A 25,631-nucleotide genomic window follows, 5' to 3' on the forward strand; every position below is an offset into this window, starting at 1 on the left:
AACTAATGACAGGCCTCAGACGCTTGTTCGCCGCACTGGCTAAGTTTGTCGGCGGGATTGGTGGCGATCTCCGCAGCAATCCCGAAAATCGCAGGCCTTCGTCGATAGACGGAGCGAGCCGCGAGATCGACGCTCTGTTCAGCGAGGAGCGTGCAATTCAAGTGCCGCCAAGGTTGCGAGTCAGCGGAGCCATCGAGGTGGTCTTTCATCAGTTTCCCGAATCTCAGCTTCGCGTGGCCGTCGAGGACCCATTTCTCCTTCGGTGTGTGCGCACAAGCCTGGAAGAAGGCGCCTTGGTCATTGAGATGGAGCCAGAGACCTTCACCGTAACTCGTCAAGGATCAAGTGGTACCCCCATCCGCGACATGGATCTGGTTACTGAGGGTCGCAAGGGACGGGTTATCGTTGGCATTGCCGCTCCGAATCTGCACGAGGTGCGCGTGTCAGGGGATGCGAAAGTGGATCTCGCAAACCTAAACGCGACAGTTCTTGACTTGAGCGTTGCTGGTACCGGACGGATTCATGGGCGTGGCACCTGCTCGAATCTCACGGCAGAAGCTGTGGGCTCAGGCTCCATTATCTGTAACGCACTATCCGCATCCAGCGTACGTTGCAGCGTCTCGGGAGCCGGAAGCATCCGGATAACCGCAACATCCATGATTCGCGCCCGAGCAACTGGATCGGGGATCATCTCCGTCTTTGGCGACCCGCTGGAGCGCGATGTCCGGACTTCAGGCGCTGGGTGCATCGGCTTCAAGCAGGGGGGCCTATGAAGAGGCGGTTGGAGTGTGGTCACCGCGGCAAGGGCTCATACTGCCATCGATGTGAGAACGAGCATCGAGAGAATGAACGTCAAGTCGCGCGAGAAGCGGCGACCGAGCTCCAGCAGCGCCTGGCTAAAAAGGAAAAGCAGGCGATCAAGCAAGCGATACGATCTGTTGCCGAGGTTGATCCCATTGATCTATCCGCGCTTGATCATGTTGTGTCGCTTCAGGCCAAGGCACGAGCGATCATCCAGGCCATCTTGAATGGCGTCTGCTATCGTCGCTTTCGGGGTAAGCGCCTGCTATGCGCAGCCCACGGCGACGTGATATCCGTCCCGGTTGGAGACCACTACCGCTTGCTCTTTGGAGCGAACCCCGTGCGTCCGCTGAAACTAATCCATCACGAGACCTACAACAACCTGCTGCACTCAGATCGGCTTAGATCCATGCATCGGCATGGCACGGTATCCGGTCGCTAACTGTGAGCCGGAAGGCTCAACCTATACAAGGAAAAGAGGATGAACAAATCTGAGCTTATTGCCAAGGTCGCCGAAGAGAGCGGGCTCTCGAAAGCTGACGCCGAGCGCGCGTTGAACGCGTACATCGACACCGTACAGAATCAGGTTGCATCCGGCGGCGAAGTGTCGATTACTGGCTTCGGAACTTTCAAAGGTACGTCGCGAGCCGCGAGGAATGGCCGTAACCCGAAAACGGGTGAAGTCATCAAGATCGCAGCTACGACCTCTCCGAGCTTCTCGGCCGGCAAGACGTTCAAGGAGGCAGTTGCTGTAGGCGCAAGCACGTTGAAGAAGTAGCAGCTTCTCTTGCTGAATTTCGCGGACGAATGCGGGCCGGCGATGGATCGATGAAGCGACCATTCGTTGGCTGGCTCCCTGGTATCACTCAAGGAGAACCTCGTGGGAGTTGTGCACTATGTTCTTGGTCTGGCATTCGACAGGCGTCGCAAGCTAGTTGTCCTAATCCGCAAGGCACGGCCGGAATGGCAGGCTGGCATGCTGAACGGCGTCGGAGGCAAGGTCAAAGTAGGTGAAAGTCCTGAGCAGGCAATGATTCGCGAATTCGATGAAGAGACTGGTGTCATTACCCTGCCTGGCGACTGGCAGCCTTTCGCAAGGCTGCACGGCGCATACTTCGATATGACTGTCTTCCGACTGGAGAGCGATGTGGTTGTTGGCCAGGTCAGAACCATGACAGATGAGGAAATTGTGGTGTCTGCCTTGGATCTGAACGTATTGCGCGAAGCAGGCGTCAGCAATCTCTCTTGGCTTGTCGGGTGCGCGCTGGATTCGGACCAGCCACGCTTGAGGTTGGACGTTTGCTACCAGCAACTGTAATCTCTGGACCGAGAGGTATTGATACGTGTCGTGTATCAAATATGAAGGAGCCCCGTTTGAAGAACATCTGGCCTCGTCCTCGCCTTGAGGGCGGCTTCTTTAGCGACATTGAGCCTATCCGCGATGGCGATCAGTTTGCACCACAGGGAGCCATACCGACCGCCGTGCTCCATCAAACTTCGCAGAACTACATGCCGCCCGACGTGTGCCTGGAGGCCCGTGGTGTCCGTGGCCAGGCCTACCTTCCCGGCGATGCCTTTCCCGCGGCGTATGTTGAGTTCGATGTGCTGGAGAAGAAGCCAGATAGTTCGATCGATGATCAACGATTCTTCGAGGCCTGTGATGCGGTGAATGGGACTCTTAGCTCGCTGGCAGATGCGATCCTTCAGGCCTCTGTTGAAGAGATTGGTTCCGTACTCGCCCTCGGGCCAATTCTCCACCTATCGCGACTTGAAGTGAGGTCCGACCACGCCGGGCAGGGCCTCGGAGTTGGATTGGGCACTGCCATGCTACGCCTTCTTAGCCAGCGCTACCGAGCTGCGATGCTTGTCCTCAAGCCGTTTCCTTTGCAGTTCGAGAGTTGTGCGCCGTCGCCAGAGGCTCCCGACCATGTAGATTTTACTGAGGCGTTTAACTTAGCCGAGAAGAGATTGGCGGAGTTCTATTGCGACAGTTTCGGTGTTCGCCGTGTGAGAGAAGGCGACACATTCATGCTTGCTCCGCTCGGGTCGTTGGAGTTGGTCGTTGATGAGATTGGATGGTCGCTGCACAAAATAGGATAGAGAGGAAAACGATGAAAGACGATTTCATGCTCGCCGGGCCGCGTCCTCGCTCGCGGGTCTACAAGGCTCTGCGTGTAGCGTTCAATGCGTTTGCAATCGCTGCGTTCTTGGCTTGTGTCGGTGTCGCAATGCGCGATCTGGCCAGTAGCCAGATCTGGTACAGCCGGTTCTGGTTTTCCGCCCAAATGATGATTGTGATTGGCATCTGCCGCATCGCGTACACGTTGGTTCGTGCGGTGGGCGCACTGGCGATAAGCAGGTTTCAAGAGTGGCGAGGGTGCTGGAAATGAGCCTGTTCCTGTACGGTGCAACCATGACGGTCATTGGTCCGGCCATGGTTGCTTATGGACGCCGCCGTGGCGAGACAGATGAAGAGAATAGCCGTGTTCTCTCGGTCGGATACTCTCTTGCCATTTTGGGTCCGTTTTTACTTCTCTGCTATCTGCTCACAATGCCAAAGGCCCTTATCGTAGCAGTCACGATAAGTGGAGCGCTCTGGTGCGTTGATCGATTTGCCCTTCGTTTCCGTGGGCGCCGAGTAACTTCTGGCGCCGCTCGGTACGGTAGCGATGCTTTCGTTGTTGCTGCATCCATCTGTGTGCTTCGCTTCTTTATCGTTGAACCGTTCATCGTGCCGTCGTCATCGATGCGCCCGACACTCTCGGTTGGGGACTTCATACTCGCTGACAAGTTTTCCTATGGACTCCGCTTGCCGGTGCTTAACAAAATCATCATCCCAATTGGGGAACCGAAGAAGGGCGACGTGCTGGTTTTCGAGTATCCGCAAAACCGCAGCAAGACATTTGTAAAGCGAGTCGTTGGTACACCAGGCGATGTCATTGAGTTAGTAGAGAAGACGCTCAAGGTCAATGGCACACCGGTCAAGTTGGATGGAGGCGTGCCGTTTGGATATACCAACGAGGAGGGCGACTCAGTGGAAATTCAACGGTTTGACGAGTCACTGGGTGACAAGAAGTACAGCGTGCTTCACAAGTTGGCGACCCCGTGGGCTGACGTTACCGCGGTAACGGCGATGCATCCAGCGGACGGGTGCGTGTTCTCGGCGGAATCGATGCGGTGTACCGTTCCCTCAGGTCGCTACTTTGTCATGGGGGACAACCGTGAGAACAGCCTTGACAGTCGCTACTGGGGTTATGTTCCGGACGACCACATTCTCGGCCGCGTGGATGCGATCGCTGTAAACCTCGGTGATCGTTCTCGAATCGCCATTTCTCTGAGATGAAGGTCAACGCTGTCGTAAGATCTGGATTTGGCCACGTGATTGAGCTCTCATTCTTTGCGCCGCGGGTTCGAGCTCCGCGCGGTAGCCGAAGGCTGAGGGAAGGGGAGGATGTCAGCTACGCCGTGGCCGTTTTGAGTTCGCCTCTCAAATCGTTGACGTACAGATACGTGTTATGTATTATATTGTAACGTATCAGTATCACTGGCCTTTGACTGGGCCTGCCTGGAAGCCGACTGTCAAGTAGGTCGGCGATGTGAATCCACCGATCCTGCTTTGGAGAAGCTATGAGCAACCTGCAAGTTCTGCGCACGAAAGGCGCCAACAAACCCGTGAACCACAAGGTCAAAATCCCCGCCGATCTGGCGAAGCGTCTGGAGGATCTGGACAAGCGCGTCCAGGAGCATGGGCTGGAAGTCGACTGGGACACGCCGCTGGTGGACACCCTGACCAACCTCGCCGATGCCGTCGAGCGCGATCTGGCGACCGCTGCTGCTGCAAACGCTGGCCAGGCTGGCGGTGCCGCGGGTGGGGAGCAGTCGCCGCCGGCGGCCAACGCTTCTGGTGCCGAAGCAGCCTGATACTCAGCGCGCAAAGATGAAGGGGGCTTCATAGCCCCCTTTTTTGCGCCCTCATTGTCTCGATTTCGGAGCCTGCGGCTGGCATCTCTTCACTCTTGCCAACAATGGTTTCGCACTGGAACGGCATTCGATCATCCTCAGGAGGGAGATCCGTGGATTTGCACGCGTTGTACGGTCTCTGGGACTGGCTGACAAGCGATAGCTTTCTAGATGAAGGCCGCCTCGGGCGGGACTTCCTTCACATCCCGGCCGGTGCGTCGGCTTCTTCAGTCTATGGCTGGTTCGAGTCGCAGAACCCCGAATTTATCGCCGAGAAAGTACTCCAGGGCATCCGTAAGCCGATTGCTGCTTTTGTCGTCATCTCGACGACAGAATCAAGCGACGGCCAGCGAGTGCTTGTGCACGGCGTCCGCTTCGACAGATCTGTCGCGATGAGTTTGGCCCAACAAGTGGCCACTGATCTGAAGGCTGCCGTCGAGGCGGAGTTGAGACGCGACACCCCAGGTGTCTTCAAGCCGCTGACAGTCGAGCGTGGAGAGAAGGGGTATGTTCTGATGGCCACCAGTAGCTACCCGTACGCATCGATTGAGGTGCGCACCGCGCCGGCTTCCGCCGTGGTCGGGAAGGCCTACCACTCGGAGCCGTTGTCCACCTTTGAAGAAGCCAGGCTGCAGCTTGTCGCTTAGCAGCCCCCCTCCGAAAGCATCAATCTAGCTCTTTATGCTCTGCAGTTCGCCATCTCCTGGAGCCAGGCTTTCGCAAGAGTCTGCGCATTCGACCAACTATTCAGGAGTTAATATGCCGAGCAAAGAAGAAGGTCATGCATGGGTGCAATCTGTCGTGAACCGGCACCTGCCGTTGGGAACGCGGCACTACAGCGCTTTTGTGTATGCGGGCGGCCTGGTGAGTAACAGCTTCGGTGGTGAAAGTGATCCTCAGCCTCAGGAAGGTAAAGTTGTTGAGCATTCTGATCACTGGGTGCTATTGAAAGTCGACCAAACGTCAGTATTTGTAGTCCCGAAGGAGTTGCTCGAGACCGTACCAGAGATAGGAGCGACCGTTCGTATTACGCCGTATGCTCGGCGTCGATTCGATGGGACTCGCCTCGACGCACTCGCCGCAAAGGATGCCCCAGGTAACGCAACGAGGGCGATCGTCATCGGCGAAGCTCGGTCGGAGTTGCCTGTCGACAAGAACTCGATCTCGTCACCCTTACTCAAGGAGATGATCGAGCAGGTGGAGGCGCGGCTCGCGCCTGACGGCATGCGCACGCTTGCACAAGTGCTGATTGATGCCGGAGCGGCCAACCGCCCCGTAGGCTTGCGCGATCCGTCTGAAGTAGACGAAATTGCAGCACCGCCGACGTTGCAGTTCCACATCGACAACACGCGCTTCAAGGGCATGTTGAACATCGTTTTTCACCGCGTGGACGACTGTTTCCGCGTTCAGCTCGCAGAATACGGTTCCTGGGCTGTGGTCAAGGAGACAAATCACGTGCCCTTCTCGGCACTTGCTGAGGTGCTCACGGATCTGGTCGACGACGGCAAATGGCGTATCGCCAAGGTTGAGGTCTTGAAGCCGGCTCCACGGCGCACCAAGGCAGCAGGGTAACCTCACCGCCCCCCGAGCAAGGTTCGGGGGGCTTTTTCATTGATCGACCTATTGTGATTCACAACGAGTAGAAATAATACTAGAATCATTGGACGGATCACATGGAGTATTCAATGGAACACCTCCGCTCAAACTGGCGCACCTATCTGCTCGCCCTTGCATGTATTAGCGCACTTTCAGTCTTGTTCTTCGTTGTCCTGTTGCCGATGTTCGGGGTTGCCCTTCACCTGTTCTCGCTTGTGAAGGTAGCGGCCATCCTCCTCATCGCCGGCGCCGTGCTTCGGTTCCTGCTGCATGCCGTCGACGGTGTCGATCGCAAACACGGTGGGCACACCACCTCAGGTCGCTAGGGCTGCCCTCGATGTTTGGCCTGGACGAACTCATCGATTCCAGAACCCCGAGCCCCGCCACCTTGAATGGTGATCTCGGGATGATGTCAGTTGATCTCCCAGCGTCCGGGATCGATTGGGTTCGCGCAATGGAGACGCTGCGGATTGAAAATGGCTGGAGCGATGCTGACCTTGGGAGATCGATTCGGCTCAGCTCCTCCATGATTACCCAGTGTCGCACTGGCCGGCGCCCGTTGCCTCCGGCGGCGCGCATCAGAGTCCTTTCCGGGTTGGGGTTTGAGATCACTCGAGATCGCTTACTCGGCGTCGTCCCCGATGAGATCCGAGAGGCTGTGATGGAGGCAGACGTCAACTCATCATTCACGCGTTCAACGCTCGTTGATCGTTATCTAGACGAGCTTGACGATGTCATGGAAGTCGATGCTGGAGCTGGGCCATTTCTCCGAGGTCTGGCCAATCTTTGCGGCAAGGATTTCTATGATCTTGGAAGGGCTCTTGCTCTGAGTCCGGATGAGATTGACAGTGTCTGCTCTGGGAAAACCCGTCTCCCCTTTCGCGCGAAGCGGGCGATCACCGAGCGCTTTGGCGCCAACGAGCTTGGTTCTCTGATCCTCCGGCTGGCCGGATCTTGATTGAAGTCTGTAGGGACCAACAGACCCGCCGAGATGCGTGTCGCTTTACTGGTGCATGCGACTCATCTCGTGAGTGTAAGGCTCTCTGAACCCGTTTCAGGCTAATTCATTCATTGGGGCACACCATGGAAAACATCGTTTCGCAGGCAATGCTGTACACGGACGGCCGAATCGCCATTCAACTCATCGACATTGAAGATATGGACCCATATGCACGTCTGAGCGTCAACATCACCGGTTCGCAACTTGCTGAGGATGAGATCACAGTCGACAACTGGACTCTCGATGCCGAGTTGCTGAAGGGTCTGTTGGCGAGTGGCAAGTACCTTGATACCGGTCGCACCGTATCATCCGCTCACGTGAACGCTCCTGTATGGAAAGTCGTCTGCGAGGAGTTGCTCGCAGATGCTCGAAAGCTCCGCCAGGGCATGAAGATTCGAAAAGCTCCGCCATCCCGTGCGAGCCGGACGTACCATTGACGCCGTTAAACTGTTCTACCAAAGCCCGCCGGAAATCACCGGCGGGTTTATTTTTGTCTGACTGTCATCTCCTCCTGCCGGGCCGATACGAAAGGCCCTCTATTACCTTTCAGGAGAGGACTCATGCAACAAGGCAGCAAACTACGCACCGTCATCTTGACCGCTGTCACAGCTACTTCGCTGGATGTGCCGAATCAACACTTAGGCCTGTTCGCACAAGCTACGTTGCCGGTCTTTTCAACTCCCGAAGCATTGGGCATTGAGGAGGGCGTCGCGATCGTCTATCGGAACACAGACGGCTTGCCTATTCATGGGGGGTTCTTCAGCGTTACCCCGGAAAATGAGGTCGTCAAACTTGTTTTGGTGGACCCAGAGAACAACGTCAACACCGACGACAATCCCGCGTGGACAGCGTTCGGAATGATGCTCTCCGTAGGAAAGCTGCTTGTCAGGGATGGAGGGTTCAGTCGCGAACTTCCGTGGTCAATTGTCGACTTGTACGCGGCAAAGCCAAACGAGGAACTGCATGCGCCAAGCGAGGTAAGGCTGCGTGTAAGGGACGCATACCTAGGTCAGATCGCTCCGATGATCGCGTCGGTTCACTGAGGGGCGAAGACGCGATGCCAGGCCATTCAATGATCTCAGCTCGCGTAGAAGGGGGTGTTGTCCGTATCGTGAACGGACTTAGCCGCTTGAAGGCGTACATCGAGATTAGCGGCTGCGCTGAAGTTGTTGATGTTGCGACAGGCAAGATACTGAAAGTCCATGAGGTGGGGGACAGGCTACTTGTTCTGACGCAAGAACAGGACGCAGCCTTGATCGAAAAGACCAAAGCGCTCTTGCTCCCCTTTACCAAGTAACGTCCACAGCCCCGCGCATCCTTGATGCCGGGGCTTCTTTATTCCTGTGTGTCATCTCCATGAGCAAGAAAACCCTACATCAAGGAGATTGATCATGGCAGCAGTTCATTTCGACAACGAAATCTCGCGCTACCTCAAGACGCCGGCGCTCGAACACGGGCACTGGTACACCGATGATGGATTGCTCTTCATCATGCCGAATCCTCTGTATGGCCTATGCGATTCCGTGGGGCCGGACGATGCCAACGAAGAGACACTCAATAGCCTGTACGGCGAAAACGGCTTTGACAGAATCGACCCCAACGAAGTAGCCAGAAATCTCGGATTGAACATCATCCACGACTGGCAGAAGCGCTTCGATCCGGGCGTCGGCTATTTCCACGTCTAAGTCCCAAACCCATCAGCCCTGACCGCAACGCGGCCGGGGCTTTCCTATTTTGGCTTGACAAAATAAAACTTAAACACTAAACATACGCGTTAGGTATTGAAATATAACTATTAGTATTCAATGGCGAGAGTGACAGGTGTTTCCTGGACGCGTTCGACGTTCAATCCTTGGATCGGCTGTACGAAGGCAGGCCCAGGGTGCGATCGTTGCTACGCGGAGGCGCAGGATGCGCGCTTCTACCACGGGGCTCACTGGGGGCCTGGGGCGCCGCGCATGCTCACCTCTGATCGGTACTGGATGCACCCGCTGCGGTGGAATCGGGAGGCCCTCAAGTCGGATGAGTTCTGGCCCGTGTTCTGCGCTTCACAGGCCGATGTGTTCGATAACGAGGTGCCGGAGGAATGGCGCAATCGGCTATGGGAGTTGATCAAGGCTACACCAGCGCTCACATGGCAACTTGTGACTAAGCGCATTGGTAATGTGCCGACGATGCTCCCCGCGGATTGGGGCAGGGGATATGGAAACGTCTGGTTGATCGCCACCGTTGTGAATCAGAAAGAGGCCTTGCGGGACATTCCGAAGCTGAAGTCCCTTTCGGCCGTGGTTCGCGGGTTGTCCGTAGAGCCCATGCTGGATCGTATGGATCTCTTGGTGCCCGATCTCCGGCACGAGAATCGACTGATCGACGGCATTGATTGGGTCATCGTCGGTGGAGAGTCCCGTCAGGGCGCGGCCTCCGCGCGCTCATTTGAGTTGTCCTGGGGACAGTCTCTTCTCGATTAATGTGACCAAGCCGGAGTTGCATCGTTCTTCAAGCAGATGGGCCATACGCCAGTCCTCGACGGTGAAAACGTCGTCTTCACGGGGAAGGGGGCTGATGTTCTCGAATGGCCTGAATTCTTCCGTAGGCAGAACTTCCCGATGGGCTGCGCATTGGCCGTCGGAGCCTAAGGCAAGCTCATGAAGCGAGACAACTTCGACTTCAAGGCCTTCGCTGATGGATTCAAGCCCCACCCTGGACCTGGGACCAGTTCCAACCATTGGTCTAGCGATGCGCGGAAGCGGCACCTTCGCGATTCTTGACTAATGATACATAACGCATCACAATAATACACGTGGAATTCAAATCGAGGTGTTAGATGACTGATGTGAGGGCCAAGAGCCTCGGGCAGTATCCGACACCTGCGTGGGTGGCGGAGGCGTTGTATGAGCGCCACTTCGCAACCCTAGGTTCCGGTGACTGTCTCATCGAGCCATCCTGCGGCCCAGGCGCATTTCTGTCGGTGGTTCCCGAGACCGTGGACGCGATCGGCGTGGAGATTGACCCTGACATGGCTGCGATTGCACGCCGCCAGACTGGTCGGGAGATCATCACTGGAGATTTCTGCACGGTTGCGCTGCCGGCAGAGCCTACCGTCATTCTGGGCAATCCCCCTTTCAAGCTCGGCCTCATCGACCGCTTTCTCGATCGGGCGCACGAACTGCTCCCAGAAGGCGGGCGGGTGGGATTCCTGCTGCCGGCATACGCCTTCCAGACAGCCTCAAGGGTGGCCGCCTACGCAAGGCGCTGGTCGCTTGCGCAGGAGATGATCCCGCGGAACATATACCAGGGGTTGAAGCTCCCGCTGGTGTTCGCATTGTTCAGGAAGGACCGGAGTCGCAGACTAGTTGGCTTCGCGCTTTACCAGGAGGCCGCCGACGTTCAAAGTTTCTCATCTGATTGCCGATCGCTGCTCAATAACGGTAGTGGTCCTGTCTGGCTTCAGGTGATCGAGTGCGTTCTCGCTCGTCTCGGTGGGGAAGCTAACCTTGCGCAGATCTACGCTGAAGTGGAGGGTAACCGTCCCACCAAAACTAAGTGGTGGAAAGAGAAGATTCGGCAGACCCTTCGGCGCTACGCGGCGCGATTTGTTGCGACAGGCAAAGGGCGATATGCACTGTGCTCGCAGCGGTCTCGCCAATCCCGCGTTCCAACAGCCCACCTCGCTCTGTCATTCCTAGGTTGATCCACCCTTTGCCCGCACCTATCTAAGCGAGAAAAAAGCCCTGCTGGAGGTGCTCGGCGATGGCGATTCTGGGCTCTTCAAGATGGCTACCGAAATCATCAACAACGGCCTGGCCGAACTGGCGGCCGCCAGCAACTAACCATGGAGTTCACAGTGAAAAAAATCCTTCTCTCGCTTGCGGTTTCCTTCCTGATCGGTGCCGCTCCGTCTGCCCAAGCAATCGAAATGGCATTGAGTTCGACTGATCCTGTTGTCGACAAGGCCAAGTTCAGCGAGGTGGTGGACAAGTTCTTGCCCGAGAAAGTAAAGGTTCTCGGCCCGGATTTCAAGTTGATCGGCATGCTGGAAACCTCTACCTATCGCGATGGCGACAGTTTCTTCTACTACAGCTTGATGCTGCACAGGAAGGTCATCGATCGCGATTCTGGGAAGGTGTACTGGGCGGCTACAGGTGGCATTCGTGCTCACGGCATCACTGTCGGCGGGGACGAGATCGTTAAGCACGTGCGGGAACACATGGTGATCGGGGCGAACTCCTTCAAGACAGAGCAGTAACCATGATTCACGATGCTTATGTCTAAAGTATCAATACGTGTTATGATTTGAAACGTATTCAAGCGACATGGATGGTTGTAATGCTCAGCGAGAACCCGCGATTCCTGGTGGTTGACGACTTTCCGACGATGCGTCGAATCGTACGGAATCTGCTCAAGGACATTGGCTACACGAATGTCGACGAAGCTGACGACGGCGTGGAGGCGCTCGCGAAGCTTAATGATGGTGGGTATGCCTTTGTCGTCACTGACTGGAATATGCCTCGCATGGATGGGCTTGCGCTACTTCAGACGATCCGTCAATCGCGGGACCTAAAGCACCTACCTGTGCTCATTGTCACTGCAGAGGCGAAAAAGGAAAACATCATCGCCGCAGCTCATGCAGGCGCTGACGGATATATCGTCAAACCATTTACCGCGGCGACCTTGGCTGAAAAGTTGGCCAAGATTGTCAGTCGCACTTCCGGTCCGGCGTAGCCGCAATCGATCAAAGAGGAGGCGCAATGCCCCGAGGCAAAATTCGTGAGCGCACTGCTGGCAAGTTGGTTGACACTTGGCACTACGAGTACGAAGGAATTCGTTCCGATGATTCCGTTTGTGAGGACGAGCAGGGGAGTGCGACCGATTCAGCTAAGCGGGTGGAGGGTATCAAAGTTCCCGTTGAGCTGCGCTTACATAAAAAGTTCGTCGAAAGCGTAGCGCCGCCGCTCGCTACAAAAGAGGTCTGGTTCACAGTTCAATGCAAGGAGCCTGCATTCTGTTTGACCGGTAGCGATATCGAGGCTCTTCGGGCAGCGATGTGGGAGAAGCTAAACGCGCGTTTTGCGGTTAGGTGGGAGCAGTTCTACCTTGTCGAGATCCGGCGCGACAGCCACTGGGAAGGTCGTGGCTCTGGCCTGAAGTTTGTCTACAACCGCGTGGAGAGAGGAACTGCATGGGATGGCACGCTCTTGATGCGGAAGTTCGAACACCGCGGCTGGAAGATTACCCCGTGGCCAGGCGAGTTCAAGGACGAGGGGGGGAAGGTGATGGCATGCATCCCAGCTACCAAGGAGAACGAAACCGCTCTGGATGAGTTCGGTAAGCGAATCGACTCGCTGCGTGAGCGGCTTGCGGACTTTCTGCGTCCGCACGCGATCATGGAGACGCTTTCCAACCTTAGCCAGATTCCGTTGCTCTCCGCAGCCTAATCGCCTCCGGCTTGACGAAATTTACAACAAATAGTATTATCAATACGCGTTATGTATTGTATGTTCAAATTCGCTTGAATGCTTTGGCGAAACATCAAGGAGCTTTTGCCGTGCGACGCCTCTTCGTCTTGTTCGCTTTTCTCTTGGTTACGGCCGCGTCGTATGCGGTGCCCAGTTCGGCAGACGTTGCGAATGCCGTGAGCCAGAATGACTGGCCCCGCGCAGAAGCGCTGCTGAAGGAGGTATTGCAGGAGCGGGATTCGGCAAAGGCGCACTATCAACTGGGGCAAGTGTATGCCCACCAGTTTCGCCATGCCGATGCACTAACAGAGTTTCTGGCCGCCCAAAAGATCGACCCGACTCTGAAGTTCGCGTCGTCGGAGAAGCTGTTCAAGAGTTTGCTGGAGAAGGAGAGAGCAATCGTTGATGGCGACATCACCGATCCGGCAAAGCCATCCAACTTGCCGGCGGCGGAGCCGAAGCTGAGTGACGAGATCAAATTGCCGCAGCCTTCGGTCCCGGCAGCCACAATCTTGACGACTGTTGCAAAGTTGCCCGTTTCGGAAGGTTCTGCAACGTGGTGGCTTATCACGGGCTTTGCCGTCTTCCTCGGTCCTCTTGCGCTGTTCTTTGCGATGAAGAAGCGGGATGACAAGCGTGTCGCCCAAGAGCAGAAAAAGGTCGTCGCTAAGGCCAAGGAGCAACTCAACGAAATCCTTCCGCTCTCGAGTCAACTACGCGATGCAGAGCTCGAATGCAAGACGGCTTCGTATGATTCAGTAAAGAAGGATGCCGTACTTGAGAAGCTCGGAGTCGTGCGTGCGGATCTTCTCTCGGCCATTACTACCACGAAGGGTGGGGTGCCGATTGATGCGTCGAAATTGCAGTCACTCAAGTCGCAATCGGCGGACGCATTGAAGGCTGTAAGCACTGGGGAGTGGCCTGTGACCCAGGCTCCGAAAGCTGGTGAGACCACCCCGTACTCGCCATTCGGTGAAAGTCGGACCATTGAATCGTCACGGGGTGCTGAAAGTGGAAGTGGCTACTCCCACTACGAGCGGCCGGCAGCGACGCCCCTGCCACAGACCGTGGTCGTGCGGGAGGGTTCCAATGACGGGTTGTTGACCGGTTTGCTGCTGGGATCGATGTTGAGCAACAACTCACACGCCAGCGAATCACGCCATCGCGACGATAGTTCCAACCGTCGTCATGACGATAGCTATTCAAGCCGTCGGGACGATGACGACAGCCGACCCAGCACACCGTCCTTTGACTTCGGTAGCTCGTCACTCTCTGACAGCTCCAGCAGTTCCAGCAGCTCCAGTTTTGATTCCGGCTCTGGCAACGACTGGCAATAACCTCCACCTCTTCACCATACAAGGAAGACAGATGTCCATTCTGGATCGAATTGGCCGCTTCTTGGCCGGCACCACCAATGACGCGCTTGACAAGCTGGCGGACCCGGGGCGAGATGCTCGTCAGATCGTCCGCGAGTTGGAAGATCAGATCGGAAAGGCGAACAGCTCACTTCTCGATGCGGAGGCCGAATTCGAGGTCATTCGCAGCAAGAAGGAAGCAGCCGATGCTGATGCAGCCAAGTGGCAAGCCTCAGCCGAACGGGCCGTGAAGGCCGGAGACGATGGCCTCGCACGCGAGTGCCTGGCAAAGGTCGAGGAAGCTGAGAAGCTGGCATCTGGCTACGCCTCCAGCGTGGCGAGTTTCGAGTCGACCCTTAAGGATCTTCGCTCTCGAATCCAGGATCTGAAGCGCCAGAGGGATGGCTATGCCCAGCGTACCGATTTGATCGAGGCTCGCTCACATGTCGCCATTGCACAGCAAACAGCGGCTGCGGCGATCACCGACATTGGGGCGGCAAGCAATCTGGCGGGCGACTTCAGCAAGCTGGAAGAGGGCGTTCTCAAGCAAGAGGCCCGCGCTGCTGCTGCCACCCGGATGGCGGATCAGGATAGCGGAAAGTCGCTCCAGAATCGCGTTGACGCGCTGAACAAGACCAGCTCGATCGATGATCGCCTCGCAGCATTGAAGCAGCAAGTAGGGGCGTGACTGAGGCTCTTCCCCGTCCCCAAAACATGTGGGCCAGTCCGAGGGCTGGCCCAACCGTGAGAATCACGATGAATCTGGCACAAGTAACTTCCAGTCCGCCAACTCGAACCACCCCGCAACTCGATCGACGGCCGATGCCTGGTACGGGTGCACGCCGGCGCTCAGACTCGACGATGCAGGGTATTTCGCGGGACGATCGCCCGAGTCGCCCGGCAGACGCGGGCTGGCGTGTTCGCCTCTACAAAGGGGGGGAGTACGTTGCCAATCGCCATTTTCGCGACGCGGCCTACGGTAGCCGAGAGCACGCATTGCTGGCGGCTCAGCGATTCCGTGACGACATGGCGTATGAGCATGGAGTTCGGCGTCGCCAAGGACAAAGCAGCTTCCTGTCCAAAATTCGGGTTGCCGCTGGGCTGTCTCAGGCTACCCTGGCAACCTGGCTGCACGTTTCCACACCACTGATCGCTCGTTGGGAACATCAGGGGGCACCAGTTGCGGCGATCCGCCTAGTGACAGCCATGATCGCTGGCCTAGTCAAACCCAGCCCGGAAGTGCCGGTGCCAGATCTAATGTTCGTGCGCAGTTCGCTCGGTCTGCGGCAAGACGAGATGGCCGACAAGTTTGGCCGCGGCTACAACGCATATGGTGAGTGGGAACGCGGGAAGCGCCGAGTTCCTGGATGGGCCAAGGTCTATATTGACGCAATCGCGAAGGGCTGGGATGAAAAAGGTGCTAATCTGTCTGTAGAAGAACAGAACATGCCTGACATCGACGATTCGTGACAGACCAGCGATCCTTCTCACCTACCGAATGGGAGGAGACCCCAGCTTTGGCTGCGGCCCTCCCAATTTGCTTTTCTGACGGCACCCAGGCTCCACCAATTAGGATCTGCTGCGCCGGATGCGGGACGAACGTTGGCGCTCACGAACAACGAGGGCGCATTTCCAGCCTTTCCCGCGATGTCTACCAGGTTGTCGGCCTGGCCGCTTGCACCAACTGCCGCGGCTTGACCCGATTCAACTTCCGTATCCGATTGGCTGACGGCCAAATGAGCATCGAATGGCGGCGCGGGAACGCGTGGCAAAGAGAGGCGTACCGTCCCAGGCTATGGCTGGCGGTGTGGCGTCGCTGGTTTGGCGTCAGAAGCGTCAAACCCCCCTCACCTGATCGGTGAACACAAAAGAAAAGACCCGCGCAGGTTGGCGGGTCTTCGAGATGGTTTAAACGGCGATTGCTTCTTGCGTTGATGCGTTGCTCGTTTCAGTTTCCGCCTCGGAAGAGGTGGTACTTCCACTTGCGCTGGTCGTTGCGTTCAGGTTCTCCTCATCGGCTTCGGCCTGCTTCAGCGCCACGAAAATGGCGTCGATCTTCGACTGCGTTTCTTGAGAGAGGTGGCGAAAGGCCGGATCTGCCTTGATGTCATTGATGACGACGCGCATCTGTGGCGCAGCTTTGGATACGGCTTTCTTCAGCTTGGCACCAGGAACATGCTTGGCGCTGGCCTTCGTGCTGCCGCTTGCCTTCGCGCGGTCGATCGCCTGCTGGATCATGTCTGCTGCTTTTTCGCCATGTTCCTTGAGCATATCGATGGCGAAAGTCGCCGTGATCCTCCCGGTCCGCACATGCTCTCGAATGGCGAAAGGTCCCTCGATCAGCAGTAGCAGATCTTCGGCGTACGACTTTTCGATCGCGAGCTTTTTGCCGATCGCAGCGGTGTCCGGAAGGTACAGGGAGAGCAGCTTGCAGACCTTGGATAACTCGTATGTGCTGAGTTTGTCCCCATTGTTGCTGTGGTGCAAATCGGCAATCCTGTCCTCTTCGGCCAAGTTGGTCTGAGTAGCAACCGCGTACACTACCTTGAAGCTTGCTCCCTTCTCGATAGCGCGCTTTGCGGCCTCGAGGCGCCGATGACCCCGTTTCAGTACAATGACATCGGCCCCGTTCTGCTTCACAACGATTACTGAGAGTGGGCTATCCCGCATGAAGCCGACATTGGGGTCGAGCATCGACTCCATCAGGTTGATCACCTTTGCTTCGTAGGCGTCATCCCGTTCACGAACGTTGTACTTTTCATCCACAATGATCTTGAACGGATCGATTGCCCAAAGGTCACCCGAGCTTGCGCCGGACTCCTTCATGCCATTCTTGAGGTTGCCCTTTACGACCGGGGTAATGAGCTCCAGCTCGAGGTTCTTCGCTTGAGCCGATTCATTCTGATTCATTTCCATCTGTGATCTCCAGGTTGAGAGGTTGACTTGCAACCCGAGATGTCGGACACGGTTCAATAAAAATGGCCCACCGCATTTCGGTGGGCCTGGGGACGGCGGCGCCGGGCTGGACGTTGAGGAGGCTAGATCACTAACTCGTGATGTCGCTCTTCATTGATGGACTGTCCGATGTAGGTCAGTTTCTCCTCGTTCAAACTCTTGACCCTTCGGCGCAACCAGAGGCCGTAAGTCGCAGAGGCGCCCCCATAACCGCTGCCCAGGCCTGACGTACGTCAGCCAAACGCACCGGAGTTGTTGCGTTGCTGGCGATATAGGCGGTCATCTCCCTGAGCATGTGTCGCGCGCCCAAGCAGTGATGCCGACCGAGGAAGACGTCATCGACTTGTGGGGATAACGGACGACGCCCCTTCGTGTTCCTGCTCATGGTCAAAGTGCGCTCGCGATGGAACGTCTCGAAACTCACACGACCGAGTCTGTCTACGCGAGCCAGAAGCCACCGGCCATCGGAGCGCTCCAGTTTGATTTCCGCCTTCGGGCGCTCTCCTGTCAGGTCAAGGTCGATGTGTGCAATCTCCCAGCCGGCCAGCGCCATGCACTTCTGGAGAGCCACTGCCTTTTGGCACTTGGGTGGGATGATGCTTTCGGTGTAGCTGTAAAGTACCTTGGCCAGTGTTACGTACATGATTTCTCCTTAAGTTGAAAGTCCTTGCACGGGGAGATGGCGAACACGTGAGCAGAATTCCGGCCGTTAGAGCGTCGTGATGATAGTATTGGTATGTGTTATGTATCTATAGTGGGTTGACCATGAGTGATATCTGGGAGGTTGTTCGGCGCTTTGGGCGCAACCTGAGGGGGCGCGATTTCGTCATCGGAGATGTCCATGGCGCCTACGACCTGGTCCTGATGGCGATGCAGCGCGCAGGATTCGATAAAACTCGCGACCGGCTCTTCAGCGTCGGCGACTTGGTCGATCGCGGCCCCGGGTCATATCGCTGCCGTCGCTTCCTTCAGCAGCCGTACGTCCATGCTTGTCGCGGAAATCATGAAGATATGCTCCTTCAACTCTATGCGAACGGCGAACCGTCCAAGGAGGTGCTGGACTGGATGGTGCGCAAGAACGGGCTTGGGTGGTGGCTGGAAGTCGACAATCAAGAGCGGGCTGCGATTCTGAATGAGATACGCAAGTTGCCCTTGGCCATGGAGTTGGAGACGGAGCGAGGGAAGGTCGGGTTCATCCATGCTGACGTGCCGGACGGGATGAGTTGGCAGGACCTACTGCTGGCCCTTGAGCGTGGTGACGAGAAGGTGACCCAGACCGTTCTGTGGGGGCGCGAGAGGATCAGGCACAACAATGAGAATGGAGTGGCCGGTGTGGGGAGGCTCTTCGTCGGTCACACGCCTCAGTGGAAGGGCGCCCGCCGGTTCGGAAACGTCTATGCAGTTGACACGGGCGCAGTTTTCGCAGAACTCGGTGCCGAAGAGTATGCGCGACTCTCTATGTTCAACGTGCTCACGATGACAATGGCGATCACCCAAGCGAGGGAATGTCGCCTGATCGACGTGCTTGACGAGGGCGGCGAGGGTCTTCCACCGTTTGGCAACTACGTGCGCTCTCGTTTTCCTGGATGATCTGACGCTCGCATTTGAGAGCGATCCCGGTGATCAGTACGCCGGCAAGGATCTGAGAATGGGAGAGGGCTCCTGGTACTGCCTCCCTCCCCCTGAGGCGAACCCCTTAGGGAAGTACCCAGTCGGTCCTTTCCTCTTGCAGTCGAGTGGTATCCCAATGTACGCCGCGGCCGTTTGGCCATGACTCAATCTCAATACTCTCTTGCACGAGCGGCAGAATGGCTGTCTCGCAGTCGATGCCGGCGCGTGGATCGACAGCCACTGTGAGCGTCCCGGTAATCCTTGCAAATCGCCCAGGGCGATCGGCGCACTCAGCGCGGACATTCTCAAGCGCCAGGTCTTGGATCGCACCGTTCCCGATGGCCAACCCCTTTCGGAGGACATCGTGTTCTAGGCCTTTCGCTCGGACGAAGAAATAGCCGGAGAGGTCCAAGGCCTCTTTGGCTTCGCCTGCAATCGGAACAGTTTTCGTGAAAGTCACCATGCGCCTGGGCCAACTGGCAAGCGGCGGTGCATCTCCTGTCTTGGATGACCAGATCAATCTGCAACTGATGAGCTGGCTGCGGGGCAAGCCTCGATCGGTTTCGGGGTGCTGCCAGTGTCGGTCGATGGCTGCCGATCGAACTTTCACCACTTCGCGATCACATCGACACGCGATCAACTCGAGCGATGAGTTCTGGTCAATGCCGTAGGCTCGGCAGAGTCGTTCGCCTTCCTCACGTGCGTCTTGCAGAACCGAGTCGTTTGGCCAGCAGAAGGTTGAGCCATCCATCAGGCGGCGCCCTCCGTGCCAGTAAGAGAATTTGACCTCAACCTCAGGAAACCAGCCTATCTCGCGTGTCCTTCGCTCCAGGAACTCAACAGTTTCGGTGCGCGCCGGGGTTTCGGCCATTAGAAGACTCCTTACATTAGGTCGCAAGAATTCTAGCAGCATCTTTCGGATACTAAAACAGGTACGTATAATACAGCACGCGAGGATGTGCTCACATCGAGTATTGAATATCACCCAATGAGCCACACCCCTGGGCCGCAAACGACACACGAACTCGATCGGATCTTGCGCCGACTCCGATCGCTCATTGACGCTTCCGCCAAGGGCGAGAAGGAAACACATTGCGTACGCATCAGCCTCGATGATGTGCGCTGGCTGCTTGCGGAGATCGACGGGGGACGAGAGGCATTCGCGGCAATCGTTGAGCAGAAAGTAGCGGCGCTGAGCCGGATCTCTGCTCTGGAGCGAACTGTCGATAGTCTCTTGTCGATGAGAAATGAGCTTCATGGCGAGCTGCGGAAACCCCGTGCTGGCCAAACCGAGAGGGCTTCGAAATGAACACAGAAGAGGGGTTTGCGGGCATTCTGGCCGCGGTCGACGAAGTAACCAAGAATCTCGGCGGTTCGCACTTTATGCGCCTGATTGTGGCTAAAACTGCACAAGATTTTGTTCGTGCTTACACAGAGCCACTCTTCCCGAACTACCAAGACCGCCAGGGCATGACCTTGAGTCACTACCTCTTCGCGACTCCGGAGGTTTTTGACCAGGCCGCCGGGCAACTCAAGCGAGTTTTATCCTTGGACGGTCTTCCTGCCGCAGGTTGGCAATCCGATGAATATCAAGGGGGCCGTCTCGTGCTTCGCGACAATACTCTTCGCTTCGAAACGGGCAACGCCTGCTTTTCGGTGGCGAAGGGGGCGCCAGAACGCAGCGGCGACAAGTGGCGGGTATTCCTTACCGACAGCGGCGAGGCCATGGCCGAGAAGTTTGGCAAGAAGCCGTCGGTGACCACCACATACGCCAAATCCGCGGATGGAGTTATGAAGTCCATGAGGCGTCTTGCCGAGGATGCCTTTCGGTCCTCGTTGACGGCGGTTGCTGTCTGCCCAAAGGGTGGCGAGTAATGTCAATGGAACAACCTAGGAGGGTCGTCCCTATCATGTCGATTGACGCGCAAGCCCGCGCCAGTTTTGAGTCGGCCAAGAAGAACTTTTCGGTGATTCTGGAGCGAGCCCCCTGGCTGAACACGCTGGACAAGGAAGCTCTCGGGTTGGCAAAGGAGAATGCAAGTCCGAAGTCAAAGTACGGCAAGCTCGTGAAGCTTGCAGATCGGATTGCCGGCTCCATGGCTCCTTCTTCTGCGTGCAAGAAAGGTTGTGCTCACTGCTGTCATCGATCGGTAGCCATCTCCTTACACGAGGCTGAGCGTATCAGCGAGCGCTACGGGCGGCCGATCATGAGGGTAGACCGTCCAACGGCGCCGACGACGGTGGCAGAAGATGTCCCCACATCGCCCTGTCCGTTTCTCCAGGATAGTCAGTGTTCAATCTACGAGCATCGCCCGATTGCGTGTCGTATCAACTTCAATATCAGCGACGACCCGCTATTCTGCGATCCCGGATTGGCACCAGAGGGATCGCAGCCACCCACTATCCGTATGGACTCCTTCCTAATGGCCTATGCGATGGTTTTTGTGAACCAGCCACTTGCAGACATCCGGAGCTACTTCGGCCCGGTCACGGGGAAGGTCTGAAATGGCCGGGGAACTGCACGATCATCTGACGGCGATTGGAGCTCGATGGTTGAAGAAGCAGGGATTCGGAGTGGTCGCCACCGAGATCACAGTGGGAGGGTGTCGTGAACAGCCGGATGTGATTGGCTTCCGGCATAACTGTTCGGCCGTCGTGGAGGCAAAAGCTAGCCGCGGCGATTTCCTTGCCGACTTTCGCAAACCTGAGCGCACACAGGAAGGCGCGGGCCTCGGTGTGTACAGGTTCTACATCTGCCCTGAAGGGCTTATCAAGCCGGAGGAACTGCCGGCCAAGTGGGGGCTCCTCTACGTGGCCGGGAACCGGGTTATCGAGGTGGTCCGGCCTAGCGGCAATGTGTGGCCTGCGATTGGGAGAACGGTCCCGCATTTTTCCGCCTGGCTGGACTTTCAACACATACCGAACCTGGAAGCTGAGCGCTCCGTTCTTTACTCCATCGCCCGCCGCCAATCCAAAGGTATGGCAGTCGACCGTCGTCGTGCAATCACGAGCTCGCCAAAGCCCACAAACCCATAAGAAAATGGCCGGGTGCATGAAGCAACCCGGCCTTGGGTACCACTCTACGTACCACGCACCAGCGCTACGCGCTCGGACAAATCCAGCACCATTCTGGGAATGACCCGAACCGGCACACTGTTCTCCTCGCTGTGGCACAGACCGAGCAGAAGAGCGGATAGGTGTTCAATAAACGCCGGATTCAGCGCCGCCTTGCCCGGCTCGTGGGCCAATGGAATCCCTGGCTGGACCAGGACCAGGCGATCGAAGATATCGGCGGTCGCCTGGAAGCATCGGGCGGCATACTTCGCCACAACGGCTGGTTCGGCCTCGGTACCCCCCTGAATATCAGCGAGGGTGTACATCAACATGTCCAGCGGGGTTCGGTCGGTGATCCACTGTTCTGCGCCGGCGTCCCGCCAAACCTCGACGGCAGCATCCAGTACTTTGTCCTGAATGAAGAGCCGCGTGCCGAAGTCCATCGGCGCCGCGGGATCTAGGCCGTGCCTGGCGAAGACTGTCGACGTGGATGTCACGAGGAAAGGGATATTTGCGTCGGCTGCGAACGCCTTGGCCAACGTGGTCTTCCCGGTGCGGTGGGGGCCGCAGAGGCCGATTGCTGCTGCTTTCATGAATTCCTCCATCGGTTGAACTTGCCAATGGGTATGCGTATCAGATGGGCGCAAAAAAGGCCGGCGCAAGCCGGCCTGTTAGATATGTAGGGTGTGGGTGTTATACCACCAAAGTAACCAGAGCGATGGCGGCCATGCCCGCGCAGAGCAGGTATTGGCGCCCACGTGGCGTGATTTTGATCCCCCGCTTTACGAGGACGTGTTCGATCATTGTCCACCCATCAAGGGGTGGTAGGGGGATCAGGTTTGTGAGGAGCAGAATAAACGAGCCCTTGGCGCAGAGCCCGACCAGCCAGATCGGGTGAATGTAATCGACAAGGAAAAAGCCGAGACCCGTTGCTAGGGACATCGCCGGGCCGGCCGCCGCGACGAAGGCGCGCTTGTCCGAAGGCGAGCTCTCATAGTGCTTACTGGCGACGTAGGCCCAGAGCGGCACCAGGCCAATCTCAAAGAGAAGGCCGCCTATCTTGAGCGTGAAGATCTTCACACCCCCTATGACAACCTTGTCTGGGCGAATGCCGACTCTCTTCATTGCGAGTAGGTGGCCATACTCGTGAATCCCCAGGAGAAAAACGAGCAAATTCCAGAGGATGTAGGCGGCCAGGAAGAGTAGGAAGAAGGTCATTGCGGTTGTCGTTCCCGATTGGTCGTGTTTTCGACCATTCTCCGAGATACTTGAATCACATTCAACTGAATTATGCGTACGTGATGTGGATTGAGGTTGGTTGTTCTGGATTGCGCAATCCATCTGTTCGTCTAAACACGTGTGCCGCATATCCGTCTACCAGGCCTTCGCAAGGCCGTTTTTTCAACCGGGAGATCGATATGGAACTGAAAGCATTGTTTGCACACTTTTCACGGCACTTTCCCCGCAAGCAGTGGATGGGCGAGATGTTGCTGGAGGGCGGCGCATCCACCTATCACGAGTGGCTGGCGGGAAAGGTCGCCCAGAACGCGCCTGGCGAGGGCGAATACATGCCGATCTACCACGCCAGCGCCGACGAGACCGGCTTCATCATTCGCTTCGCGGACGGGGAGTACAAGGCGGAAGAATGGCGAAAGGGGGACATCGTCGACAACTTCTATTCCGACGACTTCCGCTCGGCCCTGATGTGGATCGATGCTGAGCTAAACGAGCACCTCCAATGGAGGGAGGATGCCATGCTCGAGCGTCTCATCGAGTCGGCTGAGCAGCACGGGATGGATTCGGAGCCGCAGCATCAGGTCGGCGATCTCGAAGACTACCTTAGGGCTATGTGGCGTCTGCTAACGCAGGAACAACGCCGCCACTTCTTTGGAAGCGCGGATGTTGCCAGTACGTTTGAGGGGGCTCTCGGAGAGGCTGACCCGCTGCCTGACGAGGCGGATCTGTCGGCGTACGGCCTTCGGGCCGGTGCCTGGTATGAGAACGATGAAGGCTTCCGTGTTCGTCCTATGGCGTGCCACGTCGGCGTACTGAAGGGGGTCGGGATTTTTGAAGACAGCGAAAGCTACTTCGATCTTGGTGCCTTCAAGGACCAGTTTCGCTCGACCGAGGAGGTGTGACCATGATTATTTCCGCGTACAGCGTAGATACGGCGCCGACTGGGTTTGCCCCTTGTTGGTGGCCGGCGTACTCGATCAAGAGTGCTCTGAAGATCGCAAAGGTCCTCTCTGAGCGACTCTCGGACGATAAGCGCTACCCGAGCGCATTCTGGGTAATCGGCGAGAAGGACAAGCCGATCTGCAAGTTCCATCGCGGCAAACGCTACGAGCCGAACGAAACGATCTAACCCATACGCCGGCACACGATGCCGGCGTTTTCATTTGGGCTTACTTCTCCCTGTGGGGCATCACGAATCATCAGCTCAATACGAGGAGACAACCATGGTTCGTGCAGCAACTCAGGAGTGGCTGGCGAGAGCGCTTGGCACTACCTCGAGGGCTTCCAGCCGGTTGAGGAAAAACTGGTTCCTCTTCCGCCCCGTGAGGCCCGAGAATTGTTCATGCGACGATTCCTTGAGCTTACCTCACAGTAACCCTTTGAAGCCCGCGATCACTCCGCGGGCTTTATCTTTTGATATCCTCAAATTGAGTATATAATTCGTGCATCCACTGCGCGAGAGAGCCTTTTTGATCATGGCACACCCCGATCTCCTGACGAGCCGGCATCTGGCTCTATCCTCGGACACCACGCTACCGCTTGGGGAGCGATATCGCCAACTTGCCGCCTACCATGTGGGTAGCCTGGACTTCCGTAGTGCGATCCAGGCCATGTGGGCATCGACTGTGGAGCTCCAGCAGTTCGTTCCTCTGGAAGATCTTGCGGCAACGCTCCGAAACGAAGTGGCCCCGTTGTGGCTGACCAGCTCCGGTGAGGCCGCGAACTACCCGAGCAATGAAGTGGACGACTGGCAGGATGTTGACGGACTTGCGGAGCAGCACGCCGACATCAGCAGCATGGCCATCTCGCAGAGGGTGAAGTCGGTCCATGGTGCAATCGCGTACATCCTTTCTGGACGGTATGGTTTCGCCGTGCAGTGCCTCAAGTCCTCGGAACAAGCAGGGGAAGAGATCTCGCTGGAGGCACTCGCCTCGGGCTCATTGTCGGTGGATGCTGCGCCAGAGTGGATCGAGTGCTGGAAACTTCCGAAATGACTCCTGCGGGACAGATTGCTATCAGGCGGGCCGGTCAGGGCTATTTGACATGAGAAAACCCCGCGGCGCATGGCGCTCGCGGGGCATAGAGGGTTACTTTGAGCGGGTGGCCAACTTGGCTTTCCGCTTTTCAGCCCATTGGGCTTCTTTCACAGCAGATTCGAGTACCGTAGCACTGTAGCCATCGTAGACGCCGCGTTTCGCGGCCATACCGATATAGGCAAGCACGTGAGTGAACTCGATTCGCTCGACGCCTCTTGGTAGGAACACCCGAGACTTGTCGATTACCTCCCAACGGTCCGGCACAAGGTATGAAACTTTGCCGCCTGGGATGAGCCCGAAACGATAAGGCTTATGACAACGCAGTTCGGGGTTAGTGGTGCAGTAGCACACCAGGACTCGGCGCCCTAAGTCTTGCAGGACGAACATCCATCGAGAACTTTCCTCCACCTGGCCATGACACTTGGCTTGCTCATGCGGGAAATACCCAAAAATGAGATCGCCGAAGCGGTAGTCCGGGTAGTGATGCAGCGGGTTGCGTTCACGAAACATGGCTTATCTCCTGACCCTCTCTAAGGCCAAAAGACAATATTGAGGAACGTCGTCACAGAGA

Annotated in this window: 38 protein-coding genes; 31 read left to right on the forward strand and 7 right to left on the reverse strand. The window is 56.9% G+C overall.

Features of this window, described 5'->3' with window-relative positions:
• The first annotated feature begins 23 nt into the window (after positions 1 to 23).
• The 10 genes from ACREYQ_RS32530 to ACREYQ_RS32575 all read left to right on the forward strand — a co-directional run bounded on the left by ACREYQ_RS32530 (position 24) and on the right by ACREYQ_RS32575 (position 6,333).
• Positions 24 to 773 (forward strand): GIN domain-containing protein, encoded by a 750-nt coding sequence (locus ACREYQ_RS32530; RefSeq protein WP_432263404.1) that lies wholly within the window; start codon positions 24 to 26, stop codon positions 771 to 773.
• Complete coding sequence (locus ACREYQ_RS32535) at positions 770 to 1,243, forward strand: DUF7682 family zinc-binding protein (RefSeq protein WP_432263405.1); 474 nt, start codon at positions 770 to 772, stop codon at positions 1,241 to 1,243. Before ACREYQ_RS32530 ends, ACREYQ_RS32535 begins: the two co-directional genes overlap by 4 nt.
• A gap of 39 nt (positions 1,244 to 1,282) precedes the next feature.
• On the forward strand, positions 1,283 to 1,579 hold the full coding sequence (locus ACREYQ_RS32540; RefSeq protein ID WP_432263406.1) for an HU family DNA-binding protein: 297 nt from the start codon (positions 1,283 to 1,285) through the stop codon (positions 1,577 to 1,579).
• A gap of 102 nt (positions 1,580 to 1,681) precedes the next feature.
• A complete protein-coding gene (locus ACREYQ_RS32545) occupies positions 1,682 to 2,119 on the forward strand; it encodes an NUDIX domain-containing protein (RefSeq protein ID WP_432263407.1) in 438 nt (145 codons plus the stop codon).
• Positions 2,120 to 2,175: 56 nt separating this feature from the next.
• On the forward strand, positions 2,176 to 2,901 hold the full coding sequence (locus ACREYQ_RS32550) for a hypothetical protein (RefSeq protein WP_432263408.1): 726 nt from the start codon (positions 2,176 to 2,178) through the stop codon (positions 2,899 to 2,901).
• A gap of 11 nt (positions 2,902 to 2,912) precedes the next feature.
• Positions 2,913 to 3,191: a hypothetical protein gene (locus tag ACREYQ_RS32555; RefSeq protein WP_432263409.1), complete on the forward strand. Its 279-nt coding sequence runs from the start codon at positions 2,913 to 2,915 to the stop codon at positions 3,189 to 3,191.
• Positions 3,188 to 4,144: a signal peptidase I gene (gene lepB / locus ACREYQ_RS32560; protein ID WP_432263410.1), complete on the forward strand. Its 957-nt coding sequence runs from the start codon at positions 3,188 to 3,190 to the stop codon at positions 4,142 to 4,144. The genes ACREYQ_RS32555 and lepB overlap by 4 nt, the downstream gene beginning before the upstream one ends.
• Positions 4,145 to 4,428: 284 nt before the next feature.
• On the forward strand, positions 4,429 to 4,722 hold the full coding sequence (locus tag ACREYQ_RS32565; protein ID WP_432263411.1) for a hypothetical protein: 294 nt from the start codon (positions 4,429 to 4,431) through the stop codon (positions 4,720 to 4,722).
• A gap of 152 nt (positions 4,723 to 4,874) precedes the next feature.
• Positions 4,875 to 5,408 (forward strand): hypothetical protein, encoded by a 534-nt coding sequence (locus tag ACREYQ_RS32570; RefSeq protein WP_432263412.1) that lies wholly within the window; start codon positions 4,875 to 4,877, stop codon positions 5,406 to 5,408.
• A gap of 112 nt (positions 5,409 to 5,520) precedes the next feature.
• Positions 5,521 to 6,333 (forward strand): hypothetical protein, encoded by an 813-nt coding sequence (locus ACREYQ_RS32575; RefSeq protein WP_432263413.1) that lies wholly within the window; start codon positions 5,521 to 5,523, stop codon positions 6,331 to 6,333.
• 176 nt (positions 6,334 to 6,509) lie between these two features.
• On the opposite strand, the gene ACREYQ_RS32580 is transcribed toward ACREYQ_RS32575, so the two are convergent.
• On the reverse strand, positions 6,510 to 6,656 hold the full coding sequence (locus tag ACREYQ_RS32580) for a hypothetical protein (protein ID WP_432263091.1): 147 nt from the start codon (positions 6,654 to 6,656) through the stop codon (positions 6,510 to 6,512).
• A 38-nt stretch (positions 6,657 to 6,694) separates the two neighbouring features.
• Between ACREYQ_RS32580 and ACREYQ_RS32585 the strand changes: the two genes are divergently transcribed.
• The 13 genes from ACREYQ_RS32585 to ACREYQ_RS32645 all read left to right on the forward strand — a co-directional run bounded on the left by ACREYQ_RS32585 (position 6,695) and on the right by ACREYQ_RS32645 (position 15,638).
• Entirely contained in the window at positions 6,695 to 7,315 is a 621-nt protein-coding gene (locus ACREYQ_RS32585; RefSeq protein WP_432263092.1) for a helix-turn-helix domain-containing protein, read from the forward strand.
• A 125-nt stretch (positions 7,316 to 7,440) separates the two neighbouring features.
• Positions 7,441 to 7,794, forward strand: coding sequence for a hypothetical protein (locus tag ACREYQ_RS32590; RefSeq protein WP_432263093.1), 354 nt, complete (start codon positions 7,441 to 7,443; stop codon positions 7,792 to 7,794).
• A gap of 123 nt (positions 7,795 to 7,917) precedes the next feature.
• The gene (locus tag ACREYQ_RS32595) at positions 7,918 to 8,400 is read left to right on the forward strand and encodes a hypothetical protein (protein WP_432263094.1); all 483 of its coding nucleotides are present in this window, start codon (positions 7,918 to 7,920) and stop codon (positions 8,398 to 8,400) included.
• A gap of 86 nt (positions 8,401 to 8,486) precedes the next feature.
• The gene (locus ACREYQ_RS32600) at positions 8,487 to 8,654 is read left to right on the forward strand and encodes a hypothetical protein (protein WP_432263095.1); all 168 of its coding nucleotides are present in this window, start codon (positions 8,487 to 8,489) and stop codon (positions 8,652 to 8,654) included.
• A 94-nt stretch (positions 8,655 to 8,748) separates the two neighbouring features.
• Entirely contained in the window at positions 8,749 to 9,042 is a 294-nt protein-coding gene (locus ACREYQ_RS32605; RefSeq protein ID WP_432263096.1) for a hypothetical protein, read from the forward strand.
• 120 nt (positions 9,043 to 9,162) lie between these two features.
• Positions 9,163 to 9,825, forward strand: a complete 663-nt coding sequence (locus ACREYQ_RS32610) for a DUF5131 family protein (protein WP_432263097.1) — start codon at positions 9,163 to 9,165, stop codon at positions 9,823 to 9,825.
• Between the two features lie 356 nt (positions 9,826 to 10,181).
• A complete protein-coding gene (locus ACREYQ_RS32615) occupies positions 10,182 to 11,048 on the forward strand; it encodes a class I SAM-dependent methyltransferase (RefSeq protein ID WP_432263098.1) in 867 nt (288 codons plus the stop codon).
• A gap of 153 nt (positions 11,049 to 11,201) precedes the next feature.
• Positions 11,202 to 11,603, forward strand: a complete 402-nt coding sequence (locus tag ACREYQ_RS32620) for a hypothetical protein (RefSeq protein ID WP_432263099.1) — start codon at positions 11,202 to 11,204, stop codon at positions 11,601 to 11,603.
• A gap of 80 nt (positions 11,604 to 11,683) precedes the next feature.
• A complete protein-coding gene (gene cheY / locus ACREYQ_RS32625) occupies positions 11,684 to 12,079 on the forward strand; it encodes a chemotaxis response regulator CheY (protein WP_432263100.1) in 396 nt (131 codons plus the stop codon).
• 26 nt (positions 12,080 to 12,105) lie between these two features.
• Positions 12,106 to 12,792, forward strand: a complete 687-nt coding sequence (locus ACREYQ_RS32630) for a hypothetical protein (protein ID WP_432263101.1) — start codon at positions 12,106 to 12,108, stop codon at positions 12,790 to 12,792.
• Between the two features lie 11 nt (positions 12,793 to 12,803).
• Positions 12,804 to 14,150 (forward strand): tetratricopeptide repeat protein, encoded by a 1,347-nt coding sequence (locus tag ACREYQ_RS32635; RefSeq protein WP_432263102.1) that lies wholly within the window; start codon positions 12,804 to 12,806, stop codon positions 14,148 to 14,150.
• Between the two features lie 31 nt (positions 14,151 to 14,181).
• A complete protein-coding gene (locus ACREYQ_RS32640) occupies positions 14,182 to 14,856 on the forward strand; it encodes a PspA/IM30 family protein (RefSeq protein ID WP_432263103.1) in 675 nt (224 codons plus the stop codon).
• A gap of 173 nt (positions 14,857 to 15,029) precedes the next feature.
• Positions 15,030 to 15,638 carry a transcriptional regulator gene (locus tag ACREYQ_RS32645; protein ID WP_432263104.1) on the forward strand — a complete coding sequence of 203 codons (609 nt, stop codon included), beginning with the start codon at positions 15,030 to 15,032 and terminating at the stop codon, positions 15,636 to 15,638.
• Between the two features lie 438 nt (positions 15,639 to 16,076).
• On the opposite strand, the gene ACREYQ_RS32650 is transcribed toward ACREYQ_RS32645, so the two are convergent.
• Positions 16,077 to 17,084: a hypothetical protein gene (locus tag ACREYQ_RS32650; RefSeq protein WP_432263105.1), complete on the reverse strand. Its 1,008-nt coding sequence runs from the start codon at positions 17,082 to 17,084 to the stop codon at positions 16,077 to 16,079.
• A 190-nt stretch (positions 17,085 to 17,274) separates the two neighbouring features.
• A complete protein-coding gene (locus ACREYQ_RS32655; protein WP_432263106.1) occupies positions 17,275 to 17,766 on the reverse strand; it encodes a hypothetical protein in 492 nt (163 codons plus the stop codon).
• Between the two features lie 122 nt (positions 17,767 to 17,888).
• On the opposite strand from ACREYQ_RS32655, the gene ACREYQ_RS32660 reads away from it, so the two are divergent.
• A complete protein-coding gene (locus ACREYQ_RS32660) occupies positions 17,889 to 18,713 on the forward strand; it encodes a metallophosphoesterase (RefSeq protein ID WP_432263107.1) in 825 nt (274 codons plus the stop codon).
• Positions 18,714 to 18,819: 106 nt separating this feature from the next.
• Here ACREYQ_RS32660 and ACREYQ_RS32665 read toward each other — a convergent pair whose 3' ends face one another.
• Positions 18,820 to 19,605, reverse strand: coding sequence for a hypothetical protein (locus ACREYQ_RS32665; protein WP_432263108.1), 786 nt, complete (start codon positions 19,603 to 19,605; stop codon positions 18,820 to 18,822).
• A 117-nt stretch (positions 19,606 to 19,722) separates the two neighbouring features.
• On the opposite strand from ACREYQ_RS32665, the gene ACREYQ_RS32670 reads away from it, so the two are divergent.
• From ACREYQ_RS32670 to ACREYQ_RS32685, 4 genes are read left to right on the forward strand one after another with little or no spacing between them, the layout of a single operon-like run.
• A complete protein-coding gene (locus ACREYQ_RS32670) occupies positions 19,723 to 20,043 on the forward strand; it encodes a hypothetical protein (protein ID WP_432263109.1) in 321 nt (106 codons plus the stop codon).
• Positions 20,040 to 20,609, forward strand: coding sequence for a hypothetical protein (locus ACREYQ_RS32675; protein ID WP_432263110.1), 570 nt, complete (start codon positions 20,040 to 20,042; stop codon positions 20,607 to 20,609). Before ACREYQ_RS32670 ends, ACREYQ_RS32675 begins: the two co-directional genes overlap by 4 nt.
• Positions 20,610 to 20,644: 35 nt before the next feature.
• Positions 20,645 to 21,238, forward strand: coding sequence for a YkgJ family cysteine cluster protein (locus tag ACREYQ_RS32680; protein WP_432263111.1), 594 nt, complete (start codon positions 20,645 to 20,647; stop codon positions 21,236 to 21,238).
• Between the two features lies 1 nt (position 21,239).
• A complete protein-coding gene (locus ACREYQ_RS32685; RefSeq protein ID WP_432263112.1) occupies positions 21,240 to 21,770 on the forward strand; it encodes a hypothetical protein in 531 nt (176 codons plus the stop codon).
• Positions 21,771 to 21,814: 44 nt separating this feature from the next.
• Here the strand turns inward: ACREYQ_RS32685 and ACREYQ_RS32690 are convergent, their stop codons facing one another.
• Together ACREYQ_RS32690 and ACREYQ_RS32695 are read right to left on the reverse strand one after the other, a co-directional pair.
• Positions 21,815 to 22,381, reverse strand: a complete 567-nt coding sequence (locus ACREYQ_RS32690; RefSeq protein WP_432263113.1) for an AAA family ATPase — start codon at positions 22,379 to 22,381, stop codon at positions 21,815 to 21,817.
• A 100-nt stretch (positions 22,382 to 22,481) separates the two neighbouring features.
• Positions 22,482 to 23,006: a site-2 protease family protein gene (locus ACREYQ_RS32695; RefSeq protein WP_432263114.1), complete on the reverse strand. Its 525-nt coding sequence runs from the start codon at positions 23,004 to 23,006 to the stop codon at positions 22,482 to 22,484.
• Positions 23,007 to 23,206: 200 nt separating this feature from the next.
• Here ACREYQ_RS32695 and ACREYQ_RS32700 point away from each other — a divergent pair, with 200 nt between their 5' ends.
• From ACREYQ_RS32700 to ACREYQ_RS32710, 3 genes are all read left to right on the forward strand, one after another.
• Positions 23,207 to 23,926, forward strand: coding sequence for a hypothetical protein (locus ACREYQ_RS32700; RefSeq protein ID WP_432263115.1), 720 nt, complete (start codon positions 23,207 to 23,209; stop codon positions 23,924 to 23,926).
• Between the two features lie 2 nt (positions 23,927 to 23,928).
• Positions 23,929 to 24,153 carry a hypothetical protein gene (locus tag ACREYQ_RS32705; RefSeq protein ID WP_432263116.1) on the forward strand — a complete coding sequence of 75 codons (225 nt, stop codon included), beginning with the start codon at positions 23,929 to 23,931 and terminating at the stop codon, positions 24,151 to 24,153.
• A gap of 346 nt (positions 24,154 to 24,499) precedes the next feature.
• On the forward strand, positions 24,500 to 25,018 hold the full coding sequence (locus ACREYQ_RS32710; protein ID WP_432263117.1) for a hypothetical protein: 519 nt from the start codon (positions 24,500 to 24,502) through the stop codon (positions 25,016 to 25,018).
• Positions 25,019 to 25,111: 93 nt separating this feature from the next.
• Here ACREYQ_RS32710 and ACREYQ_RS32715 read toward each other — a convergent pair whose 3' ends face one another.
• Positions 25,112 to 25,570 carry a hypothetical protein gene (locus tag ACREYQ_RS32715; RefSeq protein WP_432263118.1) on the reverse strand — a complete coding sequence of 153 codons (459 nt, stop codon included), beginning with the start codon at positions 25,568 to 25,570 and terminating at the stop codon, positions 25,112 to 25,114.
• Positions 25,571 to 25,631: the final 61 nt, after the last annotated feature.

Source organism: Cupriavidus sp. TMH.W2 (assembly GCF_050847365.1).
In the GTDB taxonomy this organism is placed as follows: Bacteria; Pseudomonadota; Gammaproteobacteria; order Burkholderiales; family Burkholderiaceae; genus Cupriavidus.

Coding starts and splice junctions, on each gene's coding strand:
- ACREYQ_RS32685 (WP_432263112.1), top strand. CDS start 21,240: ATGGCCGGGGAACTGCACGATCATCTGACGGCGATTGGAGCTCGATGG.
- ACREYQ_RS32715 (WP_432263118.1), bottom strand. CDS start 25,570: ATGTTTCGTGAACGCAACCCGCTGCATCACTACCCGGACTACCGCTTC.
- ACREYQ_RS32655 (WP_432263106.1), bottom strand. CDS start 17,766: ATGTACGTAACACTGGCCAAGGTACTTTACAGCTACACCGAAAGCATC.
- ACREYQ_RS32675 (WP_432263110.1), top strand. CDS start 20,040: ATGAACACAGAAGAGGGGTTTGCGGGCATTCTGGCCGCGGTCGACGAA.
- ACREYQ_RS32695 (WP_432263114.1), bottom strand. CDS start 23,006: ATGACCTTCTTCCTACTCTTCCTGGCCGCCTACATCCTCTGGAATTTG.
- ACREYQ_RS32535 (WP_432263405.1), top strand. CDS start 770: ATGAAGAGGCGGTTGGAGTGTGGTCACCGCGGCAAGGGCTCATACTGC.
- ACREYQ_RS32590 (WP_432263093.1), top strand. CDS start 7,441: ATGGAAAACATCGTTTCGCAGGCAATGCTGTACACGGACGGCCGAATC.
- ACREYQ_RS32660 (WP_432263107.1), top strand. CDS start 17,889: ATGAGTGATATCTGGGAGGTTGTTCGGCGCTTTGGGCGCAACCTGAGG.
- cheY (WP_432263100.1), top strand. CDS start 11,684: ATGCTCAGCGAGAACCCGCGATTCCTGGTGGTTGACGACTTTCCGACG.
- ACREYQ_RS32665 (WP_432263108.1), bottom strand. CDS start 19,605: ATGGCCGAAACCCCGGCGCGCACCGAAACTGTTGAGTTCCTGGAGCGA.
- ACREYQ_RS32700 (WP_432263115.1), top strand. CDS start 23,207: ATGGAACTGAAAGCATTGTTTGCACACTTTTCACGGCACTTTCCCCGC.
- lepB (WP_432263410.1), top strand. CDS start 3,188: ATGAGCCTGTTCCTGTACGGTGCAACCATGACGGTCATTGGTCCGGCC.
- ACREYQ_RS32645 (WP_432263104.1), top strand. CDS start 15,030: ATGCAGGGTATTTCGCGGGACGATCGCCCGAGTCGCCCGGCAGACGCG.
- ACREYQ_RS32690 (WP_432263113.1), bottom strand. CDS start 22,381: ATGAAAGCAGCAGCAATCGGCCTCTGCGGCCCCCACCGCACCGGGAAG.
- ACREYQ_RS32575 (WP_432263413.1), top strand. CDS start 5,521: ATGCCGAGCAAAGAAGAAGGTCATGCATGGGTGCAATCTGTCGTGAAC.
- ACREYQ_RS32540 (WP_432263406.1), top strand. CDS start 1,283: ATGAACAAATCTGAGCTTATTGCCAAGGTCGCCGAAGAGAGCGGGCTC.
- ACREYQ_RS32650 (WP_432263105.1), bottom strand. CDS start 17,084: ATGGAAATGAATCAGAATGAATCGGCTCAAGCGAAGAACCTCGAGCTG.
- ACREYQ_RS32710 (WP_432263117.1), top strand. CDS start 24,500: ATGGCACACCCCGATCTCCTGACGAGCCGGCATCTGGCTCTATCCTCG.
- ACREYQ_RS32595 (WP_432263094.1), top strand. CDS start 7,918: ATGCAACAAGGCAGCAAACTACGCACCGTCATCTTGACCGCTGTCACA.
- ACREYQ_RS32670 (WP_432263109.1), top strand. CDS start 19,723: ATGAGCCACACCCCTGGGCCGCAAACGACACACGAACTCGATCGGATC.
- ACREYQ_RS32640 (WP_432263103.1), top strand. CDS start 14,182: ATGTCCATTCTGGATCGAATTGGCCGCTTCTTGGCCGGCACCACCAAT.
- ACREYQ_RS32565 (WP_432263411.1), top strand. CDS start 4,429: ATGAGCAACCTGCAAGTTCTGCGCACGAAAGGCGCCAACAAACCCGTG.
- ACREYQ_RS32555 (WP_432263409.1), top strand. CDS start 2,913: ATGAAAGACGATTTCATGCTCGCCGGGCCGCGTCCTCGCTCGCGGGTC.
- ACREYQ_RS32610 (WP_432263097.1), top strand. CDS start 9,163: ATGGCGAGAGTGACAGGTGTTTCCTGGACGCGTTCGACGTTCAATCCT.
- ACREYQ_RS32680 (WP_432263111.1), top strand. CDS start 20,645: ATGTCGATTGACGCGCAAGCCCGCGCCAGTTTTGAGTCGGCCAAGAAG.
- ACREYQ_RS32615 (WP_432263098.1), top strand. CDS start 10,182: ATGACTGATGTGAGGGCCAAGAGCCTCGGGCAGTATCCGACACCTGCG.
- ACREYQ_RS32585 (WP_432263092.1), top strand. CDS start 6,695: ATGTTTGGCCTGGACGAACTCATCGATTCCAGAACCCCGAGCCCCGCC.
- ACREYQ_RS32705 (WP_432263116.1), top strand. CDS start 23,929: ATGATTATTTCCGCGTACAGCGTAGATACGGCGCCGACTGGGTTTGCC.
- ACREYQ_RS32630 (WP_432263101.1), top strand. CDS start 12,106: ATGCCCCGAGGCAAAATTCGTGAGCGCACTGCTGGCAAGTTGGTTGAC.
- ACREYQ_RS32605 (WP_432263096.1), top strand. CDS start 8,749: ATGGCAGCAGTTCATTTCGACAACGAAATCTCGCGCTACCTCAAGACG.